This window comes from Arthrobacter sp. TJ-217 (genome assembly GCF_058269255.1).
Window position 1 is genome coordinate 173,293 of sequence record NZ_JBZCNJ010000007.1, and the last position, 20,419, is coordinate 193,711.

Below are 20,419 nucleotides of genomic sequence, written 5' to 3' on the forward strand. Positions count from 1 at the left end.
GGGCGCGACGGGCGCCGTCATTGTGGGTGCTGAAAGATCGTTAGAGTGGACTGCATGGACCGACCCGTTCCAAGTGCACCCAAACGCACCCCGTTGACTGTGTCAATGGGTAGTGCGGGCACGCCTGCGCCGCACCATCAGCTGCCCACGGTGGAGGAAGTCTCGGCGGGTGGAATCGTGGTCGACGCCTCTTCCGGGTCCCTGAACGTGGCGATCATCGCCCGCCTGAACCGTGGCGGACGCCTCGAGTGGTGTCTTCCAAAGGGGCACCCCGAGAATGAGGAAGACAGCGAGCAGGCCGCGGTCCGGGAAATCGAAGAGGAAACGGGAATCAAGGGCAACGTCGTCACGGCCCTTGGCAGCATCGACTACTGGTTCACTGTCAGCGGACACCGGGTACATAAGACCGTCCACCACTTCCTGCTGCTTGCCACCGGCGGCAACCTGACGATTGAGAACGACCCGGACCATGAGGCCGTTGACGTGGCGTGGGTGCCGCTCAACGAGCTGGGCCGGCGCCTCTCCTTCCCCAACGAGCGTCGCATCGCGGACCTCGCCCGCGAGGTCCTTCCCGACTACCTGGAACGCCCCTAACTCTTTGAAGTGAGACGATAGTTCTCGATGTCGGAAACAAACACAGCTTCAATTCCCCTCCAGGACACCGGTGTGACACCAGCCAGATCCCGGCCCGGCGCTGCCGCGGCACCCGAGGCGTCAGGACCGGCGGACCCGGACACCGAGCGTTCCGGACCCGCGGCGGACACTACCGCCCGCTCAAGCGCGATCATGGCCGCCGGCACCCTTGTCTCGCGGCTGCTCGGCCTGATCCGGGTGGCGCTGCTCGCTACGGCAATCGGCACCCTCGGGCAGGTCTCGGACCTCTTTCCTGCTGCGAACAACCTTCCGAACTTCATCTACCTGATGATTGCCGGCGGGGTCTTCAACGCAGTGCTCGTCCCACAGATCATCCGGGCGAGCCGCAATGAGGACCGCGGCGCCGACTACATCAGCAGGCTGTTGACGCTGGCGGTCTGTGCCCTCGCCGTTCTCACCGTGCTCGCCACGCTGGGCGCGCCCTTCATCGCGGATCTGGTCAGCAATGTGTCCGGGGACCGCCTCGCCCTTGTAACGACCTTCGCCTACTGGTGCCTGCCCCAGATTTTCTTCTACGGGCTCTACGCCATCATCGGCCAGGTCCTTAACGCGAACGGGTCGTTCGGGCCCTATATGTGGGCGCCCGTGGTGAACAACATCATCTCCATCGGGTTCCTCATTGCCTTTATAGTGCTCATGGGCACCGAGCACGCGGTCAGCCACACCCCCGAGTCCTGGACGTTGTCCCACACCCTCCTCCTGGCAGGGGGGACGACCCTCGGCATCGTCGCCCAGGCGCTCGTGCTGATCATTCCCCTCCGGAGGCTCGGCCTCGGGCTGACGCCCCGCTTCGGGTGGCGGGGGGTGGGCTTCGCACAGACAGGCAAACTGGCCTCGATCACCATCATCACGATGCTGATCGGCAACGGCCTCTACCTGGTCAACCAGTGGGTTGCGACGATCGCCACCGAGGCGCGGGAGGCATACCTCCAACGCACCCCGCCGCAGCCCATTGCCGGTCTGGCGAACCTTGAGGTCGGGTCGCTGGTGTACGTCCTTCCCCACTCGGTGATCGCCGTCTCCCTGGCCACGGTGATGTTCAACCAGCTTGCCGCCGCCCACGCCGACAACGATTTCGCAGCACTGAAGGAAACCCTTTCCCGCGGGCTGAGGACCATCGGCGTTGCAACAGTCTTCGGGGCCGCCGCCCTGCTCACCCTGGCCGGCCCGCTGGGCATGCTTTTCAGTGGCGGATCCGCCCAAAGCGGCGCCATCAACGCCGTCATCATCTCGATCCTGGCGCTTGGCGCACCATTCCTGAGCGCCAACTTCTTCCTCAACAGGGTCTTTTACGCGAGTGAGGACGTCGTCAGCCCGCTCAAGATCCAGCTGGTGCTTTCAGTCCTCGGGGTCGGCCTCGCGCTTGCTGCGGGCACGTTCATGCCGGAGCTCATCGTCCCGATGCTGGCGGTCGCCTACTCGGTCGGCAACGCCGTCGCAGTGGCGGTCAGCCACTGGTTCCTTGTCCGGAAGTTCGGTCCATACGGCGCCGGGCATATCTTCGATGTGCATGTGCGCCTGACGCTGGCCGGCATCGCCTCCGCCGTCGGGGGGTCCGTGGTGCTGTGGCTTTTCGGCGGCTACGACCCTGATGGTTTCGTCTGGCAATCCGTCGGCCACGCCGCGCTGGTCCTGGTAATTGGGGGTGCAGTGATGCTCCCCATCTACCTGGGCGCGCTGAAGGTGCTGAAGGTGACGGAGCTGAGTGAGTTCCTTGCCCCGCTGCTCGGGCGGTTTCGCCGCTCCGGGTAGTAATCCAGAGAAGTCAACGTAAAACCCGGGGTTCCACGGGCCGACCGGTAGCATGGGTAAAAATCAGCCAGCATTCCGCGGGAGGAACACGTGCCAGAAGCAGTAGACGTCGGTTCAGTACTAGGAGGCCGATACAAGGTCACCGGCTATGTGCTGGCATCTGCTGACAAGGACCTTGTGCTTGACGGTATTGATCAGGTACTCAACCGTCCGGTCAGTATCCTTGTGGCATCCCCAGCGAACGCCGGCCAGGTGGCCGCTAGCGCGCGCGAGGTGGCAACGGGTGAGCGCCCGGGAAACATCCAGGTGCTCGATCTGGGGATCACCGACGGCGGGACGTACCTGGTGACGAACCGCGCCTCGGCCCCCGATCTGCTGGACCTCATCGTCCAGCAGGACGCCCCGTACATTGAGCCTTTCTTCACCGATACGCTTGGGTCGGAAATTTTTGGTGTTGCCCGCTCCACGGAGCCGGAGAGCTTCGACAATGACGATCACTTCGACGAGGAGCACCGCCCCGAGCGCCGTTCCCGGTTCTCGAACATGTCGCGGAAGTTCGGCCGTTCCGGCGCAGCCACCGCAGGGGCCGTTGTCCCCGATACTGCCGGGCAGCAGATCACCGGCGTCCAGCAGGTCTCTCAGCAGTCGCGGAGCGTCCCGCCCCCTCCCCGCACGCCGCCCGCCTCCTCAGCCCCTGAAAAGGGCAGCTGGCCCGGCAATGCCAAGGTGACCCGCCTCGACGAGGAATCGAGCACCTCACCCTCCGGTCAGCGCGGCGGAGCAGCCGTCGGGCTGGCGGCAGGTGCAGCAGCTGCAGGTGCAGGTGCCTCCGCCGCGTCGGCATCGTCGGCACGCACTGCCACCCGCTTCCCTGCTGCCGCACGCACCAACGGCGACACGGTGGACTACGAAGCCGCGCAGGGTGGCGACGACGTCGACTACGGGAACGAAGATTACGACGAGCCACGGGAAGGCCACCGGAAGTACACCCGGGTGCTGGTCGGTCTGGTACTCGGCGTCCTCCTGATCACCGCCGTCGTCCTCGCCGCGACACAGCTCGGCAGCCTCCGCAACCCGGTTGCCGCTGATTCACCCTCCGCAGAAGCAACCCAGGACGCCGGCCAGGCGGCGCCAACGGAGGCGCCAAGCGCGACCGAGGCACCGGAGCCCACAAAGGTTCCCCCGGTCGCCACCGGAGTCACGCGCCTTGTACCCGGAAACCAGGAACTGGATGCTCCGAATGATCCAAGCCTCCCATTGATCATCGATGGAAACCCCGCGACATTCTGGGGAAGCTACGTTTACGCAAACGACGCTTTCGGTGGCCTCGCCCCGAACCTGGCGCTTGTGGTGGAGCTCGAGGAAGAGTCGACGATCTCCGAGGTGAAGATCGACCAGTTGAACGGGACCGGGGGAAGCTTCGCCCTGCTGCTCAACGACGAACCGACGCTCGAGGGCGCCGAACAGATCGCCCAGAGCGGGTTCACAGCACCATCGGTCACCATCCCCGTCCCCGATGGCGCCGAGGGGCCGGCCACCGCACGGTACGTGATTGTCAACTTCACCCAGCTACCGCGCCTCTCGAACATTCAGGCTCAGTTCCCTTGGGGCCTGCGGATCGCCGAGATCGCGGTCTCCTAGCGGGGAATAACGCTCGACCGAACGGTCAAGCCCGACCTGCGGCTGCCGGAGATCACCCCTGTTGTGCGTCGCGGACTCCTCCCTGGGGAGGTTCGCGGAATAAGCTGTGCCCATGTTCGGTTGGAATAGAAGCTCGCGGTGCCCCATGCCTACCGGCAGCCCGTGCGCACCCAGACAGGAAGGTTCACTGAAAACGTGACAAATCAAACGCAAACCGCATCGGTAGACGGAAACGTGGCCGGAGAGAAGGTCCACGATGTCATTATCGTCGGGTCTGGCCCGTCCGGTTACACAGCGGCGATCTACACTGCACGGGCCAACCTGAAGCCCCTGCTCATCGCCAGCTCTGTTACCGCAGGCGGGGAGCTGATGAATACGACCGAGGTCGAGAACTATCCGGGATTCCCCGAGGGAATCATGGGCCCCGAACTGATGGAGAACTTCGAGAAGCAGGCAGCCCGCTTCGGCACGGAGATCCTGTTCGAAGACGTGGTGTCTGTTGAATTGACCGGAGACATTAAGAAGGTGGTCATCGCGACCGGGGAAACCTTCCTCGCACGCTCGGTGATCATTTCCACCGGCTCCGCCTACCGCAAGCTGGGGATCGCGGATGAGGAGCGGCTCTCGGGCCGCGGAGTCAGCTGGTGTGCCACCTGCGACGGATTCTTCTTCGGGAACCAGGACATCGCCGTCGTCGGCGGCGGCGACTCCGCCCTCGAAGAGGCCCTGTTCCTGACCAAGTTTGCCCGAAGCGTCACGGTGGTCCACCGCCGCGACACCCTGCGTGCCTCCAAGATCATGCAGGACCGCGCCCTGGCACACGAAAAGATCCGCTTGATGTGGAACTTCGAAGTCACGGGAATCCATGGCCAGGACAAGGTTTCCGGGCTCCAGCTGAAGAGCACCGTCGATGGGTCCACCCAGGACCTCGACATCACCGGCCTCTTCGTCGCGATTGGAAACGACCCCAGGATCGAGCTGGTCAAGGATCAGCTCACGCTGACCCCCGAGGGCACGATTGCCGTCGCGGGGCGCACCTCCAAGACCTCGCTGCCGGGCGTCTTTGCTGCAGGCGACGTAATCGACCCTACTTACCGTCAGGCAATCACCGCCGCCGGCTCGGGCACAGTGGCCGCAATGGATGTTGAGCACTACCTCGCAGACCTTGGGGTCGCCTCAACTGCTGCAACAGTGCCCACGCCTCCGGCAGAAGCCGTTTCCGAAAAAGCTTCAGTCTAATTCCAATAGAGGAGAACCTATGAGTGCGAAAAATGTAAGCGACGCTTCCTTCGAAGCCGATGTCCTTCAGGCAACCAAACCGGTTATGGTTGATTTCTGGGCCGAGTGGTGTGGCCCCTGTCGGATGCTTTCACCCATCCTCGACTCGATCGCCAGCGAGCACGCCGAGAAGATCGACGTCGTAAAGCTCAACGTCGACGACAACCCGGCTATCGCCGCCAAGTACGGAATCACCTCCATTCCTGCCGTATACGTCTTCAAGGGCGGAGAGGTCGCGGCGACTTCAATCGGAGCCAAGCCGAAGCACGTCCTCGAGCAGGAGTTCGCCGAGTTCATCAAGTAGCACCCGCCGCGGGACACGTTCCCAGGTAGCAAAGGCCGGTCCTCCTCTGGAGGGCCGGCCTTTCTGTTGAGAAGGGGCTGAATGTCACCTACTCCGTATGGGGCGGCGAGCCGGCGGCCCGCACAAGGTACACCCGGTTCCACGTGAAACGCAGCGATGCGCTCACAGATTGTAAGCAACCCTCCGGGAGGTGCCGGCCGTCGGCTGGAACAATCCCGTCTGCCCTGACGACACAGGAGTGCCGCGGATAGGCAGGTGAGCGGACTACCCGTCCCAAGGTCGTAACGAACGGTCCGCTAACGCGATCCTCAAACGTCCCTGAACGACCGCCTGAGGCGCGGTTGGGGAGGGCGCCGGGTTCAGACCGCCCAGGATCGCGAATGACCGCCATACGCCTGCTGGAACCTCTGACGCAGGGGCGATCCCGGCCTGACGGCAGGGCGCCGCACCGCCGGACGACTTGGCAGGAAGCGCCCGCAAGACTGATGCCAACACCGACCTTCTTCGTCGACACCAGTGCGTCCTATGCAAACGGTGACCGTCTCGAAATGACCGCGGCAGGAGTGCTATCCGGCCAACAACGGGGCGGGGCGTGCCGGCCGCGGGTTCCGGTCGACGCCCGGTAGCGACACCGAAGCCTGCTGCTTCCGGTTCCGGATCTCGCGCAGCACCTCAAAGTGTCAAGGACGGTTCGAGGTGCTGTGCCATGCAGTGCGTGCCTCCTCTTTGCCCCAGCCACTCACACCGTCCTGTGAATCGCACGAGCTTGGAGGTCGTAGTCGCGCTCGTAGAGAATCGATGGACGGGAGGACCGGTTGCACGTCGTTTCACGTGAAACAGCAGGCCTGCTCGGGTCGGCCTCGTCACGTCCACGATGTCGTGCTCCAACACGCAATGAGAAGGCGATGAGCGGATCGGAACAAGCCGGAAGCACAAACATCTAAACGCCTACAGGTAGCTAAGGCCGTTGCGCGCCCGCCCTCCTGGCAGTGATCCACGTACCGCTTTCGTGAACGCATTCCCCGGCAGCGCGCACGAATCGTGCACGACATTCCCCACCACCACAGTAGGTCCTTGTGATGCGGCTCGGCGCCTATCCGGACCGGCATGGGCGGCCAAGGCCCCCAGGCTTTCCAACTCCGGGCGTCCGACCCATCTGATGGCAGTATGCGGTGAACCGCTGTCCGGGCAAGGCCGCGCAATGCACCCTCGGACGTTTCACGTGAAACCTTTGTCTGATCCACTAAACGCCCATTTGGTGCCCGTGGATGCTAGGACTGCGCGCCGGACCCTGTTTCACGTGAAACGGTCGGCGGCGCCACACGAACGCTCATCCGAGGTGGGAAGAATCGGTGCAATAGCAGTGGGCACCTTCGGCAGACGACCGTGGCAGCGGCTGTCCCCCTCGAGAGAACGAGCATTGCATCGGCCGGGAAGGGACTAGGAGAAGGCACGGGGCCTCCCAAGCTTCCCGATACGCGCGGCAAGCCGACCGTTCCCGCGGCTCCCGCAGGTCTTCTTCGGCAGTACTGCCCGCTAGGGACGCAGGAGCCAATCCGCCCCCGGGATACAGCGATCAGCGGGCCATCCCGAGATACAGGCTGCTTCCCTTGGAGTGGTTGCGCCTAGGAGCCCCCAACGCGGATGCCCGTCATCCGAGCCGCGAAACCAAAGGGCAGGGCGATGTGGGAGCGCGGACCATGCCCCAGCCCCACATATCCGCACATCGCGGTCCAATCCGCCCCGACGAGTTTCACGTGAAACACACGTCAGCACGTTGTCCTGCAGGTCGACGGCCAGTCTCGCCTTGATGGTTTCGAATCGTTCCAGTACGGCGGTGAAAAGTGCCTGCTGCAGGCGGTGGCATACACAGGGAGCGGTGCCTCCCTTGGTTGGCGAATCGAGGTGCGACCAGGGATCCGCTAGCCGCGCCCCCGCGCGCAGGCGCTCCGGGAATGGACCGCCGCGGACGGCTGGGCGTGCCGTCTGAGGGTGTCTATTCCCGCTCTAACCCCCCACGGAGCGCTCGGCGGCTGAGGTGGACAAGCGGCCCGGTCCGTTTCACGTGAAACACCGACTTGTCCTGGTCCTCAGGCCTACGTACCCGGGCACCTTTGCTTCACCTGAAACGTCCGCTGACCCGACTTCAGGTGGGGCAGAGCGCGAACCAGCGGCGTTTCACGTGAAACCCAGCGGGAGCTAGGACTGTCCCGGCGAGAGAACAGACATGATGCGGTTCAGGTCGTCAACGCTCGCGAATTCAATGCTGACCTTGCCCTTCCGCGCGCCCAGGGTGATCTTTACGTTGGTATCCAACCGATCGGATAGCGATGTCGCCAAGTAGTCAAGGCGCTCGTGCCGCGCAGGATTACGAGGGGAGGCCGGCTTTGCGGCTCGGCGCAGCCCATCGCTCATCGAGACGATCTCCTCGGTCGAGCGCACCGAGAGGCCCTCAGCCACGATGCGCTGCGCCAGCTTTTCAATCTCGGCCGGGTCGGACAGCGCCAACAGCGCCCGTGCATGTCCGGCGGAGAGCACACCGGCAGCGACACGCCGCTGCACGAGGGGTGGGAGCTTCATCAGCCTCAGAGTATTGGATATCTGGGGCCTGGACCGGCCGATGCGCTCCGCAAGCTCCTCGTGCGAGCAGCCGAAGTCCTCGAGCAGCTGCTGGTACGCTGCTGCCTCTTCGAGCGGATTCAGGGAGCTGCGGTGCAGGTTCTCGAGAAGCGCGTCGCGGAGGAGATCATCGTCGGCGGTGGAACGAATTATCGCGGGAACGGCAGCCAATCCGGCTTCACGGGTTGCGCGCCAACGCCGTTCGCCCATAACGAGCTCGTAAGGCGCACTCCCTTCTTCAGGGGAGGGGCGGACGACAATGGGCTGGAGGACCCCGATTTCGCGGATCGAGTGCACGAGCTCGGCCATTTCGTCCGCGTCGAACACGGATCGTGGCTGTTTCCGGTTGGCGTGGATGGCGTCGATGGGCAGTTCGGCGAACCGAGCCCCGGGCACCTCAACCAGTTCCGTGCCTCCGGAGCCGTTCGAAGCGGGGGTTGCCTGACCCGGTTCACGTGAAACGGCGGCCGTTTCTGGCGCGAGCGCAGCTGTTTCCGGAGGGAGATCCGAACCCGGGTCGGATTCTTCGACCGTCGACCGTTTGCCGTCCGACGGGATACCCGCGTTCGACGGATTCGCCTCCTCTTCGGGAGCTTCGACGGCAGGGGCAACACCGGACTCGCGCGCACCCTCCGTACCGCCCGGCCGGATGTCCTCAGTCGGCGCCTGTCCGCTCAGCTTGTCGGCTCCCGGTGCAGAAGACGCCGCTGCTGCGGCGGCGGGCGGAGCCATCTCGCTGTCATTGCCCCGGGCTCCAACCGCATGTAGTTGACCCCCGACGTTGTGCGCCAGCGCGGGCTGTACATCGTCGGTGGCGCCCACCCGAGTCTCCGGCGCCTTGTGCTCGGCCGGCGCGAATTCCGTTGCTTGAGCGGTTTCACGTGAAACAGTTTTCGGCTTCGCCGGGGTCTCGGATGTATTCCGTTTCCCCTTGGGGGCGGAGGCGGCGCCGTTCTGATCCCTGCCGGCCTCTGCATCCCTGGAGCTCGGCGCGGTGCGGGAGCTTGGAGCCTTGCTGGTCTTGCGGCGGGCGGGTGCTACCAGGGCATCCTTGTTGATGCCACCGCGGCTGGCGCTGCGCGCCTCCTCCGCCGAGTTGGCCGCTCCCGTCCCCGATTCAAAGAAGAGGTCGGCGGGACGTCCCGTCGAGCTCCTGGTCGCAACCTCCGGCGTCGCTTCCTCTACAGGTGCACTTGGAATGAGGGCGCCAAGCCCCCGGCCGAGGCCGCGGCGTTTTTCAGCCATTGGTGATCCTTTCAGGGTGCGCACACAGGAACTGCCCGCGACAACAATCAATAACGCCAGTCTACGGTGTAGGCTCCGCCCTCAAGTAAAGGACTAGCCGCGTTCCGCAATCTCCGCCGCAGCCTCGAGGTAGGAGAGAGCGCCACTTGAGGAAGGGTCGTAAGTCATAACCGTCTGCTGGTAGCTCGGGGCCTCGGAGATTCGCACCGAACGCGGAACCACCGCCTTGAGGACCTGCTTGGGGAAGTGCTCCCGCACCTCCGCCGCTACCTGGGCGGCAAGGTTGGTCCTGCCGTCGTACATGGTCAGCAGGATCGTTGAAACGACGAGGTCGGCGTTCAGGTGCTTTTGAATCATTTCGATGTTCTTCAGCAGCTGGCTGAGCCCCTCGAGCGCGTAGTACTCGCACTGGATCGGAATCAGCACCTCGCGCGCGGCGACGAAAGCATTGACCGTGAGGAGCCCGAGGCTGGGTGGGCAGTCAATGAACACGTAGTCCAGCCGCTCCTCGCCGTTCTCGGCGCGTTCCTTCGCATAGACGTCTATCGCCCGCCGCAGCCGCTGTTCGCGGGCCACGAGGGAAACAAGTTCGATCTCTGCGCCCGCGAGATGGATTGTGGCCGGTGCACAGATCAAGTTGTCGATGTCCGGGCACTGCGCCACCACCTGGCCAAGCGGCATGTCGTCAATAAGGACGTCATAGATGCTGTCTACCTCGGCGTGGTGCTCGATGCCCAAGGCGGTCGAGGCATTTCCCTGCGGGTCGATATCGATGACGAGCACGTTCAGCCCTGCCGATGCGAGGGCGGCAGCAATATTCACGGTCGTGGTGGTCTTTCCCACGCCGCCCTTCTGGTTGCTGATGGTGACAACCCGTGTCTGTTCAGGCCGGGGAAGTTTACGGCCCAGGAGCTTCTCCCGCCGCCGCGTCTCGCTTGCCAGCTCCCGGCCCAAAGGCGAGGAGTCGTCTATCGCTTCAATCACATTCTTGCCCTTGGTTACCTTTGCAGCTCCGTTGTCCGGGGGTGTGCCGTCCGTGAGGGAGAACGTTGTTTCACGTGAAACAATCCCGGTGTTCGCGGGGTCTGCAAACACTTCCGGTTGAATTTGTCCGAGACCTACCGCCAAAGGAGCGCCAGCAACCAGCAACGTCGGGTTCTTCTTCGTTGCGCTGTCTTTTGTGCTCACTCGATAGCTCACTCTCAACATGCCAGGCAGTGTTACTTCTAAGACTAGCGGCTTGGGGCGGGTTTCCCGCCCAGCGCCGCCGGGCGGAGGGCAGGTAAGGGGGCTGCACGCCGCCCTGGTACCGATCCGGGCGCCGGTTAACCCACAGTGATTCGAACCACCGTCGTCGGTTCCTGCAGCACGTCAGCTCCAGCGGTCAGGATCTCAACATTGGATCCACCAAGGCGCCGGATCGTCTTGCCCGCCTTGGCAACTTCCTCCGCCGCGCTCTGGCCCTTAATCGCAAGCACCTGCCCGTGGCCGCGCAGCAGGGGCATGGTCAGGCCGGCGAGGTTGGTCAGGGCGGAAACCGCACGGGCAGTCACGAAGTCGACATCCACGGTTTCAACGGCTTGTTCCGCTCTCGCCCGGAGGACCCTCACGTTCTGCAGGGAAAGGTCGTCAACGACTTCGTTGAGCCAGGCCACCCTGCGCTCAAGCGGTTCGATCAGCACGAGGGAGAGATCCGGCCGCGCAATCGCCAGTGCGAGTCCGGGGAGCCCGGCGCCGCTTCCGACGTCGGCGACCGTGGCATTTGGTTCGATCAGTTCAGCAATCACAGCGCAGTTCAGCACGTGTCTTCCCCACAGCCGGGGAACCTCCCGCGGGCCCAGGAGGCCGCGTTCAATCCCCGACGTTGCGAGGTGGTGGACGAACCGCTCGGCAAGGCCGAAGCGTTCGCCGAAAACGGCTTCAGCGGCATGACGCTCTTCGCCGCTGATGTCTACGGTGCCAGCTCCATCGGACGCCCCGAGATCCGGATCAGTCATTGGCAGCGGAAACGACGATGTGCCGTCCGGCACCTTCACCCTCCGATTCGCTGACGAATCCAAGCTCGGCGACGACGTCGTGGACGATCTTGCGCTCATAGGCCGACATTGGCGAAAGCACCACTTCGCCACCGGTTTCCTTAACCTCGGCCACAGCATCCTCGGCGATTTGCCTCAGTTCCTGGCCGCGGACGCCCCGGTACCCGTCGACGTCGAGCACCAGCCGCGATCGCGCCGATGTCGCCGTGAGCACGGAGAGCCGGGTCAGTTCCTGGAGAGCTTCAAGGACTTCGCCGTCCTTGCCCACAAGGGACTTCAGCCCGCTGTTGGCGCTGTCGTCCGAAACAATCGAGATGTACGTCCGGCCGCTGCGCACTTCAATGTCGATATCCCCGTCGATATCGGCAATGTCGAGGAGTTCCTCGAGGTAGTCGGCTGCGACGTCGCCCTCATCCTCGAGCTGGGAGGCTTTGGATGCGGCGCTGGTCTCTGCCTCAAGTTCCTCAGGGGGGCCGATTTCATCGTTCTCGATGCTCATTTTTTCTTCCTCTTCTTCCGCTGTGGCTGTACACGCTGAACCCGTGGCTGCGGCACTGTCTCAACGATCGGCTCGGACTTGCGCTCACCCAGGAGGGGCACCATGGGCAGCCCCTTCTTGGCGCGCCGTTCGGCCAGCGCCTTGGCGGCGGGCGAACCCGGGGTGGGCATGCGGCGGATCACGTAGAACTGCTGGGCCATGGTCCAGACGTTCGTGGTGGTCCAGTAGATCAGGACGCCGATGGGGAAGTTGATGCCGCCGATGCCGAAGACCAGGGGAAGGATGTAGAGCATGATCTTCTGCTGACGCATGAAGGGGCTCTGCATTGCCTCCTCGGACATGTTCTTCGCCATGATCTGCTTCTGCGTGATGAACTGCGAAGCGGTCATTGCGATGATCATGAGGACCGAGAGGATGATCACGCTCAGGTTGATGTTGCCGCCAAAGCTTCCGAGGAAGGTCGAGGACAGCGGCGCCCCGAAGATGGTGGCATCGTCGAACTCGTGCACTGCCTCCGGCGAGAGCGCCCCGATCCCGGCGTTCTCATCGCTCGCCTTCGAGATCCCGTTCAGGACGGTGAAGAGGGCGAAGAAGAACGGCATCTGAATCAGGATCGGCAGGCAGGCCGCGAACGGGTTCGTCCCGTGCTTCTTGTACAGGGCCATCTGCTCCTGCGTCATTGCCTGGCGCGAAAGCTGGTCGGTCTTGCCCTTGTACTTTTGCTGGAGCTTGCGCAGGTCGGGCTGCAGGGCCTGCATACCGCGCTGTGCCTTGATCTGCTTGACGAAGACCGGGATCAGGGCCGCCCGGATGACCACAACCAGGCCGATGATGGAAAGCGTCCAGGTCCAGCCCGACGCCGCATCGAGTCCCAGGAAGGTGAAGCCTTCGTGGAACATCACCATGATCCAGGACACCAGCCACCGGAAGGGGAAGAGTATCGTCTCGAAGAAATCCATGTCAGTTAGCTCCTCGGACCGCGGGGCGGCTTTCGTCATCGTCCGGAATCACCGGGTGGTTCAACACAACAATTTTGGGGACTTTTCCATCGGGAAAGGCGCGCGGGCCCTCCGGGACGTGGTCGACACCGCCGTCGTTCCAAGGATGGCACCGCAGTAGCCGGCGCGCGGCGAGGGAACTGCCGCGGATGGCGCCGTGAACCGTAACTGCTTCAAGGGCGTAAGCCGAGCAGCTCGGATAAAACCTGCATACCTGCCCATAGAGGGGGGAGACAACCTTCCGGTATGCCGTCAACAGGAGGATCAGCACTAACCGGGGGAGGTCGATGAGGCGGGCAAGGGTTGGAGCATGCCGGGAACCGGTGGTTCTCACGATGCCCTGCCTCCGTCTTTGCCATTAGGTGAAGTGGTCAGCCGCCGCGTTGCGGCGGCCACCGCCTTCTCAAAGTCCATGCTGATGTCGTTCCAGCCGGCGGCCGCAGAAGCCGGCAGTGCCCGGACCACCAGATCGATCCCATGCGGGTGATCGGACACGTAGTGGGCAGCTGCTTCGCGCAGTCTCCTCTTAACGAGATTCCGCGTCACCGCGTTCCCTACATTCTTCCCTACGATGAAGCCGACCCGGGTCGGATCCACATCCCGCGTGGCTGCCGCATATAAAACGACGTTCCGGCGCCCAGATCGGGCACCGGAACGTACAGTCCGCGAAAAGTCCGTCGAGATGCGAACCCGGTTGGCCTTCGCGAGCATCTAATGCGCCTCTCCAAACAACCCGGAAAAGTATTTGATACCGCATGATCCAGCCCAGGGGCTCGATCGCGGGACTGGTTGAACCGCCTAGGCCGAAAGCTCGGTGCGGCCTTTGCTGCGGCGTGCCGAAAGAATGGCACGGCCTGCGCGGGTACGCATGCGAAGGCGGAAACCGTGCTTCTTGGCACGACGGCGGTTATTCGGCTGAAAGGTCCGCTTGCTCACTGTGATTACTCCAAGACGATCTTGAGATGCGCCCGGCCCATTGCAACAAGGGGGAAGAACAGACTGACGCGACTAAGGTACATACCCGCAATCGCTCGAAACGCCGTCACGGTCCCGAGGCCTCTTACTACCCGGAACTGTTGTGATGGCATGCGAAATGCAGACATAAAGGACTACATAACGTTAGGTGACCCGCCCTACCAGCGTCAAACCGGAAAGAACCGCCCTGTGGGGCCCGGGTTATCCCCACCTGTGGACAACCGGGGCCTTTGAACGGGCACATCCGACCCCCGAGACGCACCGTCCACAGGTCTTTGTACGCCTACTGATCAGTGTTTGCCCGCTATCTTCTGTACTTTGCATCCCTTAGTCTTGGCTCTGGCCCGTTTATCCACCATCTGTGTAAAACCCTGTGGATGACGGGCATTCAAGTGCACAGCGTGGCTTAAGGGGCAGTAGTGGTGGAAACAGACGAGGTCAACGACGTCGGCAGCTCATGGCGGAAGGTGATCCGCACTCTTGAGCACGACGACCGTGTCACACCTCGCCAGCGCGGATTCGTCGTCCTGGCGCAGGCCCAGGGGCTCATTGGAACGACGATGCTGGTGGCCGTCCCCAACGAACTCACCCGTGAGGTTCTGCAGACGCAGCTCAAGGCGGCGCTCGATGAGGCTTTGCATTCGGTGTTCCGCGAGGACATCCAGTGCGCCTTCGTCATCGACCCGGAACTTACGCCCGTAGCGGAGGAGGAACCCGCCCCGGAGCCGGATCCCTCTCCCGAGCAGCGCGGCGAACCCAAGCCCTCGCCGACCCCGCCGAGCAACTCCCACGAATTCGGCCGGCTCAACCCCAAATACATCTTCGACACCTTCGTCATCGGCTCGTCGAACCGTTTCGCCCACGCAGCGGCCGTGGCCGTGGCCGAAGCCCCCGCCAAGGCCTACAACCCGCTGTTCATCTACGGCGATTCGGGGCTGGGCAAGACCCACCTGCTCCACGCCATCGGACACTATGCCCGCCACCTCTACACGGGAATCCGGGTGCGGTACGTGAACTCGGAGGAGTTCACCAACGACTTCATCAACTCGATCCGCGACGACGAAGGCACGAGCTTCAAGCAGACCTACCGCAACGTGGACATCCTGCTGATCGATGACATCCAGTTCCTTTCGGGCAAAGACCGCACCCAGGAGGAGTTCTTCCACACCTTCAATGCGCTGCACAACCACAACAAGCAGGTGGTGATCACCTCCGACCTGCCGCCCAAGCAGCTGTCGGGCTTTGAGGAGCGCATGCGGTCCCGGTTCGAGTGGGGCCTGCTCACCGACATCCAGCCGCCGGAACTTGAGACCCGTATCGCCATTCTGCGCAAGAAGGCGATCAGCGACAGCCTGAGCGCCCCGGATGACGTCCTTGAGTACATCGCCTCGAAGATCGCGACGAACATCCGCGAGCTCGAAGGGGCACTGATCCGGGTCACGGCCTTCGCGAGCCTCAACCGGCAGCCCGTTGACGTGAATCTTGCTGAGATTGTCCTCAAGGACCTCATCTCCGACGACGGTGCCCAGGAAATCACCTCGACGGTGATCATGGCCCAGACCGCCGACTACTTCCAGATCAGCATGGAAGAACTCTGCAGCAAGTCGCGCACCCGCACCCTGGTGACGGCGCGTCAGATCGCGATGTACCTCTGCCGCGAGCTAACGGACATGTCACTTCCCAAGATCGGCCAGGAACTCGGCGGACGCGACCATACGACCGTGATCCATGCCGACCGCAAGATCCGCGAACTCATGGCCGAACGCCGGGCGATCTTCAACCAGGTCACCGAACTGACCAACCGGATCAAACACAAGCAGCGTGAGGTCTGAAAATCCGCGCCGTTGCGCGGTACCACGGCCGTGAAATTAACAGGTGTGGACAGACCTGTGGATAACTCGGTGAACAAGTGTCCGCTTCCTGAGGAAAACCGGCATGCTGGCTGTGGATCCGCGCAATGACAAGGATTTTGCCCACAGCCCCCGCATGCAGGCCGGCGTTCAGCCTCACAGGTTGTCCACAGGCCACATCCGCGCATCCCGGCGCAGCAGGCCGGTTATCCACAGTTTCCACAGCAGTTATTAACACTACGAACCTTAACCTCCAAAGCTTTTCAAATAACATTTCCCCTCCGGGTTCCCTGCCCGAACCCCCGACCCCCTCTGTCTGGGACTGCCCCCGCCGGTCTGCGCAACAGGCCCGCAGCACGACGGGCTGGCAGGCTAAGCTGTCTCCAAGCAGGGTTGTCTCCGCCGTGCCCTCCCGTGCGATGAGTCCGGAGCGGACATGGAGTCAGGCTCCCGCACCTCAGTGTTGGTTCTACCCACTCAGTACGTTGTGAAAGGCGGCATCTTTCCGTGAAATTCAGAGTTGAACGGGACGTTTTAGCGGAGGCTGTCTCATGGACGGCACGTTCGCTTTCTCCGCGGCCGCCGGTCCCCGTACTGGCCGGCCTGCTGATCCGTGCCGAAGGTGGAACGCTGAGCCTTGCCAGCTTTGACTACGAAATTTCCGCACGGCTGGAGATCCCGGCCGACATCGCCGAGGAAGGAACCATCCTGGTTTCCGGGCGGCTCCTCGCCGATATCTGCCGGAGTCTTCCTTCGGCCCCGGTCGAGGTGGCAACTGACGGTTCGAAGGTCACACTGACCTGCCGCAACAGCCGGTTCAATCTTTCGACGATGCCCGAGGCCGAGTACCCGGAGCTTCCGAAGCTGCCCAACGTCAGCGGCGTCGTTGACGGGGAAGCGTTTGCCCAGGCCGTTTCCCAGGTGATCATTGCCGCGAGCAGGGACGACACCCTGCCGATCCTCACGGGTGTGCGGATGGAGATCGAAGACGACCTGATCACCCTCCTCGCCACCGACCGGTACCGCCTTGCGCTCCGGGAGGTGTCTTGGAAACCGTCGACTCCGGGCATCTCCACCTCGGCCCTGGTCAAGGCAAAGACCCTCAGCGAGGTCGCCAAAACACTCGGCAGCGCCGGTGATCTGAACATCGCCTTCTCGGAGGACAGCGAACTGATCGGTTTCGAGAGCGGCGGCCGGCGTACGACCTCGCTTCTCGTGGACGGCGACTACCCGAAGATCCGATCACTGTTCCCCGAGACCACTCCAATCCATGCGGTCGTTGAGACCTCATCCCTCGTCGAAGCGGTGCGGCGTGTCTCCCTCGTTGCCGAGCGCAACACACCGGTCCGGCTCACCTTCACCCAGGGCCAGGTTGCCCTCGACGCCGGCACGGGCGAGGATGCCCAGGCCTCCGAAGCCATCGAAGCCGCCCTCGACGGCGACGACATCACCGTGGCTTTCAACCCGCAGTACCTCAGCGAGGGACTTGGGGCGTTCAGCAGCAAGTTCGTGCGTTTCTCCTTCACCGCGCCACCGAAACCCGCGGTGATGTCGGCCCAAGAAGATCAGGCAGGCGAGGACCGGGAAGACTACCGCTACCTCCTGATGCCCGTCCGGCTTCCCAACCAGTAGCCGGGCACCCCCCGGAGCCCGAGGGCTCCAGCCCCACCCCAGAAAGAGGATTTTCAATGCACATCGGCCTCATCGGACTCGGCAAAATGGGTTTCAACATGAGAGAACGTTTGCGGCGTGGAGGAATCACGGTGACGGGTCTCGACCGGAACCCCGGCATCACAGATGTTTCCTCCATCGACGAGCTGATCCAGACGGTGCCCAGCCCGCGGCTCATCTGGGTCATGGTGCCGGCGGGGGCCGCCACCGACGCCGTCGTCCGTGAGCTTGCCGGCTCGCTCCAGGAGGGGGACCTGGTCATCGACGGCGGCAACTCGCGGTTCACCGACGACCAGGCCCACGGTGCCCTGCTCGCGGAGAGGGGAATCGCCTTCGTCGACTGCGGCGTCTCCGGAGGAGTGTGGGGCCTGGCCAACGGTTACGGCCTGATGGTGGGCGGGTCCGCCGCGGATGTGGAGCGGGCGATGCCTGTGTTCGATGCCCTTCGTCCTGAAGGCGAACGCCAGGAAAGCTTCGTCCACGTCGGTGACATCGGTGCCGGCCACTACGCCAAGATGGTCCACAACGGCATCGAGTACGGGCTGATGCAGGCATACGCCGAAGGGTATGAACTCCTCCAGGCCAAGGACATCATCAAGGACGTTCCGGGAACTTTCACCGCCTGGCAGAAGGGCACGGTCGTCCGGTCCTGGCTCCTCGACCTCATGGTCAATGCGTTGAACGAGGACCCGGAGCTGGCGCGCATCGCCGGTTATGTCGAGGATTCCGGCGAGGGCCGCTGGACTGTGGAGGAATCCATCGCCAACGCAGTACCCATGCCGGCGATCACTGCATCGGTCTTTGCACGGTTCGCCTCGCGGCAGGACGATTCTCCCGCGATGAAGATGGTTGCCGCACTGCGCAACCAGTTCGGCGGCCACGCGGTGCGGCCGGCGAACACCGACCCCTCGTGAACGGCGGACGGTGTACATAGAGCATCTCTCCCTCACGGACTTCCGCAGCTACAAGCACCTCGACACCGAGCTGTTCCCTGGAGTTTCGGTGTTCGTGGGGCCGAACGGTGTTGGCAAGACCAACATTGTCGAGGCCATTGGATACCTGGCGTCGCTTTCGTCGCACCGGGTAACGACCGACAAACCCCTCATTGGCTTCGACGCCGAACGGGCGTTCGTGCGGGGCCAGCTGGTGCGCGCCACCCAGCGCACCAGCGTCGAGGTCGAGATCAATGCCGAAGGCCCGAACCGGGCCCGGATCAACCGGGCTAATCCGGTTCGGGCACGTTCCGCTGCGGGAATACTTCGCACGGTGCTGTTCGCTCCCGAGGATCTGGCATTGGTCAAGGGCGATCCCGCCGGCCGGCGGCGTTATCTCGATGACCTTTTGGTGACCCTGATGCCGCATCAGGCCGCCCTGCGCTCGGACTACGAGCGGGTTCTCAAGCAGCGCAATGCGCTGCTCAAGTCGGCCCGCGCCGCGGGACGGTTCTCCACCGGCCACGAAGCGACCCTGGAGGTGTGGGATCAGCACCTCGCCGAATCGGGTTCGAAGCTGCTCGCGGCAAGGGTGGAACTTGTTTCGCGGCTCCGGCCGCACCTGGCGCGTGCCTACGCCCAGCTCACCGAGGGCTCGAAGGAAGCCGGTGCAGCCTACCGGTCGAGCATTTCGGCGGTCTTCGATGACGACGACGAACCCGGCCATCCCGGCTCCGGCCCCGAAAACCTCGAGGGGATCGGCCAGGAGGAACTGACTAAACGTTTCCTTGAGGCATTGATCCAGCACCGTCGGAAGGAACTGGACCGGGGCATCTCCCTCGTGGGACCGCACCGGGATGAACTCGACCTCACGCTCGGACCGGCACCGGCGAAGGGCTATGCCTCCCATGGCGAGACCTGGTCGGTGGCCCTCGGGCTGCGGCTTGCCGCCTACTACCTGCTCAATGTCGAAGATCAAACCGCCGGCGCGACGCCGGTGCTGATCCTTGACGACGTCTTCGCGGAGCTGGACACTGAGCGCAGAACCCGCCTTGCCAGCATCGTGGCCGGAGCCGAGCAGGTTCTTGTCACGGCCGCCGTCGCGGGCGACATCCCCGACGAGCTGTCGGGGCGGCAACTGAAGGTATTCCCTGGAGGAATCGATGTCGAGGCGGGATGAGGAACAGGAGACCCCCGACGCCCGGACCCTGTCCGGGCCGGAAAGCGACGCCAACAGCGAACCCCCGCCGCCCGACGAGGTTGAACGGAATGCGCCGCAGGCACTGCTGAACCGGCTGCGGGCCGCCTCCGCCTCCCGCGGAAATCCCCGGGTTTCGGCATCGCGCCGCACACCCTCGGCGCCCCGGAAGCGGTACTCGCCCGACCCGGTCTACGGAGGAAGGGATCCAGAGGGCCTCGGAAGGGTATTCAACCGGATGCTCTCCGAACGCGGATGGAACTCCCCGGTGGCAGTCGGTTCGGTGCTGGCCCGGTGGAACGAACTTGTGGGATCCGAGATCTCCGCCCACTGCACCCCGGAGAGCTTTGATGGGAACACCGTTCTGGTGCGCTGCGACTCAACAGCCTGGGCCACGCAGCTCCGCCTGATCAGCCCCGACCTGATTCGGCGGTTCGACGCGGAACTCGGCCCCGGAGTCGTGACCCGCATCTCCGTCCTTGGCCCGGCAGCTCCCAACTGGAGGAAGGGCGGCCGATCGGTGAAGGGGCGCGGTCCTCGCGACACCTACGGGTAGTGGATCGGCCGATTCCTCCGGGTGCCGCAGACGCCGCCGCCGGGAAGGGCCGCGGAATCGCCTCGCGCCGTGTGGCGCTCTCAAGCCCTTGGAGACGTATACGTCCCTAGCCCGGCACCCGCGGTCCGCTCCAAAGCGGCATTATTGGCCAGTGAAGGGCGGTTGATGCCGGAATCTCCGGTGCCGCAGGGTAGAATAGGATAGGTTTTTT

General features: G+C 63.7%; 18 protein-coding genes. 10 read left to right on the top strand and 8 right to left on the bottom strand.

What is annotated here, in order from left to right; translation table 11 throughout:
* Nucleotides 1-54 precede the first annotated feature (54 nt).
* From AC4D2R_RS13725 to trxA, 5 genes are all read left to right on the top strand, one after another.
* Complete coding sequence (locus AC4D2R_RS13725) at nucleotides 55-594, top strand: NUDIX hydrolase (RefSeq protein WP_490940575.1); 540 nt, start codon at nucleotides 55-57, stop codon at nucleotides 592-594.
* Nucleotides 595-666: 72 nt separating this feature from the next.
* Complete coding sequence (murJ, locus tag AC4D2R_RS13730; protein WP_490940577.1) at nucleotides 667-2,406, top strand: murein biosynthesis integral membrane protein MurJ; 1,740 nt, start codon at nucleotides 667-669, stop codon at nucleotides 2,404-2,406.
* A 90-nt stretch (nucleotides 2,407-2,496) separates the two neighbouring features.
* Nucleotides 2,497-4,047 (top strand): ABC transporter substrate-binding protein, encoded by a 1,551-nt coding sequence (locus tag AC4D2R_RS13735; RefSeq protein ID WP_490940579.1) that lies wholly within the window; start codon nucleotides 2,497-2,499, stop codon nucleotides 4,045-4,047.
* Nucleotides 4,048-4,242: 195 nt separating this feature from the next.
* Nucleotides 4,243-5,286, top strand: coding sequence for a thioredoxin-disulfide reductase (gene trxB / locus AC4D2R_RS13740; RefSeq protein ID WP_490940581.1), 1,044 nt, complete (start codon nucleotides 4,243-4,245; stop codon nucleotides 5,284-5,286).
* Nucleotides 5,287-5,305: 19 nt separating this feature from the next.
* Nucleotides 5,306-5,629 carry a thioredoxin gene (trxA, locus tag AC4D2R_RS13745; RefSeq protein WP_490903097.1) on the top strand — a complete coding sequence of 108 codons (324 nt, stop codon included), beginning with the start codon at nucleotides 5,306-5,308 and terminating at the stop codon, nucleotides 5,627-5,629.
* A 2,199-nt stretch (nucleotides 5,630-7,828) separates the two neighbouring features.
* On the opposite strand, the gene AC4D2R_RS13750 is transcribed toward trxA, so the two are convergent.
* From AC4D2R_RS13750 to rpmH, 8 genes are all read right to left on the bottom strand, one after another.
* Complete coding sequence (locus AC4D2R_RS13750; protein WP_490940659.1) at nucleotides 7,829-8,980, bottom strand: ParB/RepB/Spo0J family partition protein; 1,152 nt, start codon at nucleotides 8,978-8,980, stop codon at nucleotides 7,829-7,831.
* Nucleotides 8,981-9,586: 606 nt separating this feature from the next.
* Nucleotides 9,587-10,474: a ParA family protein gene (locus AC4D2R_RS13755; protein ID WP_490940661.1), complete on the bottom strand. Its 888-nt coding sequence runs from the start codon at nucleotides 10,472-10,474 to the stop codon at nucleotides 9,587-9,589.
* Between the two features lie 344 nt (nucleotides 10,475-10,818).
* On the bottom strand, nucleotides 10,819-11,490 hold the full coding sequence (gene rsmG / locus AC4D2R_RS13760; RefSeq protein ID WP_490940583.1) for a 16S rRNA (guanine(527)-N(7))-methyltransferase RsmG: 672 nt from the start codon (nucleotides 11,488-11,490) through the stop codon (nucleotides 10,819-10,821).
* On the bottom strand, nucleotides 11,483-12,028 hold the full coding sequence (locus AC4D2R_RS13765; protein ID WP_490903093.1) for a Jag family protein: 546 nt from the start codon (nucleotides 12,026-12,028) through the stop codon (nucleotides 11,483-11,485). Before AC4D2R_RS13765 ends, rsmG begins: the two co-directional genes overlap by 8 nt.
* Nucleotides 12,025-12,987, bottom strand: coding sequence for a membrane protein insertase YidC (gene yidC / locus AC4D2R_RS13770; protein ID WP_490903091.1), 963 nt, complete (start codon nucleotides 12,985-12,987; stop codon nucleotides 12,025-12,027). Before yidC ends, AC4D2R_RS13765 begins: the two co-directional genes overlap by 4 nt.
* A 1-nt stretch (nucleotide 12,988) precedes the next feature.
* The gene (gene yidD / locus AC4D2R_RS13775) at nucleotides 12,989-13,363 is read right to left on the bottom strand and encodes a membrane protein insertion efficiency factor YidD (RefSeq protein WP_490940663.1); all 375 of its coding nucleotides are present in this window, start codon (nucleotides 13,361-13,363) and stop codon (nucleotides 12,989-12,991) included.
* Complete coding sequence (rnpA, locus tag AC4D2R_RS13780) at nucleotides 13,357-13,737, bottom strand: ribonuclease P protein component (protein WP_490940585.1); 381 nt, start codon at nucleotides 13,735-13,737, stop codon at nucleotides 13,357-13,359. The genes yidD and rnpA overlap by 7 nt, the downstream gene beginning before the upstream one ends.
* A gap of 87 nt (nucleotides 13,738-13,824) precedes the next feature.
* Nucleotides 13,825-13,962 carry a 50S ribosomal protein L34 gene (rpmH, locus tag AC4D2R_RS13785; RefSeq protein ID WP_055854070.1) on the bottom strand — a complete coding sequence of 46 codons (138 nt, stop codon included), beginning with the start codon at nucleotides 13,960-13,962 and terminating at the stop codon, nucleotides 13,825-13,827.
* 461 nt (nucleotides 13,963-14,423) lie between these two features.
* Between rpmH and dnaA the strand changes: the two genes are divergently transcribed.
* The 5 genes from dnaA to AC4D2R_RS13810 all read left to right on the top strand — a co-directional run bounded on the left by dnaA (nucleotide 14,424) and on the right by AC4D2R_RS13810 (nucleotide 20,208).
* Nucleotides 14,424-15,833, top strand: coding sequence for a chromosomal replication initiator protein DnaA (dnaA, locus tag AC4D2R_RS13790; protein ID WP_490903314.1), 1,410 nt, complete (start codon nucleotides 14,424-14,426; stop codon nucleotides 15,831-15,833).
* A gap of 525 nt (nucleotides 15,834-16,358) precedes the next feature.
* Entirely contained in the window at nucleotides 16,359-17,483 is a 1,125-nt protein-coding gene (gene dnaN / locus AC4D2R_RS13795) for a DNA polymerase III subunit beta (protein WP_490903085.1), read from the top strand.
* Nucleotides 17,484-17,539: 56 nt separating this feature from the next.
* Complete coding sequence (gene gnd, locus AC4D2R_RS13800) at nucleotides 17,540-18,436, top strand: phosphogluconate dehydrogenase (NAD(+)-dependent, decarboxylating) (RefSeq protein ID WP_490940587.1); 897 nt, start codon at nucleotides 17,540-17,542, stop codon at nucleotides 18,434-18,436.
* A gap of 10 nt (nucleotides 18,437-18,446) precedes the next feature.
* A complete protein-coding gene (gene recF, locus AC4D2R_RS13805; RefSeq protein WP_490940589.1) occupies nucleotides 18,447-19,634 on the top strand; it encodes a DNA replication/repair protein RecF in 1,188 nt (395 codons plus the stop codon).
* Nucleotides 19,618-20,208, top strand: coding sequence for a DciA family protein (locus tag AC4D2R_RS13810; protein WP_490940591.1), 591 nt, complete (start codon nucleotides 19,618-19,620; stop codon nucleotides 20,206-20,208). The genes recF and AC4D2R_RS13810 overlap by 17 nt, the downstream gene beginning before the upstream one ends.
* Nucleotides 20,209-20,419 lie beyond the last annotated feature (211 nt).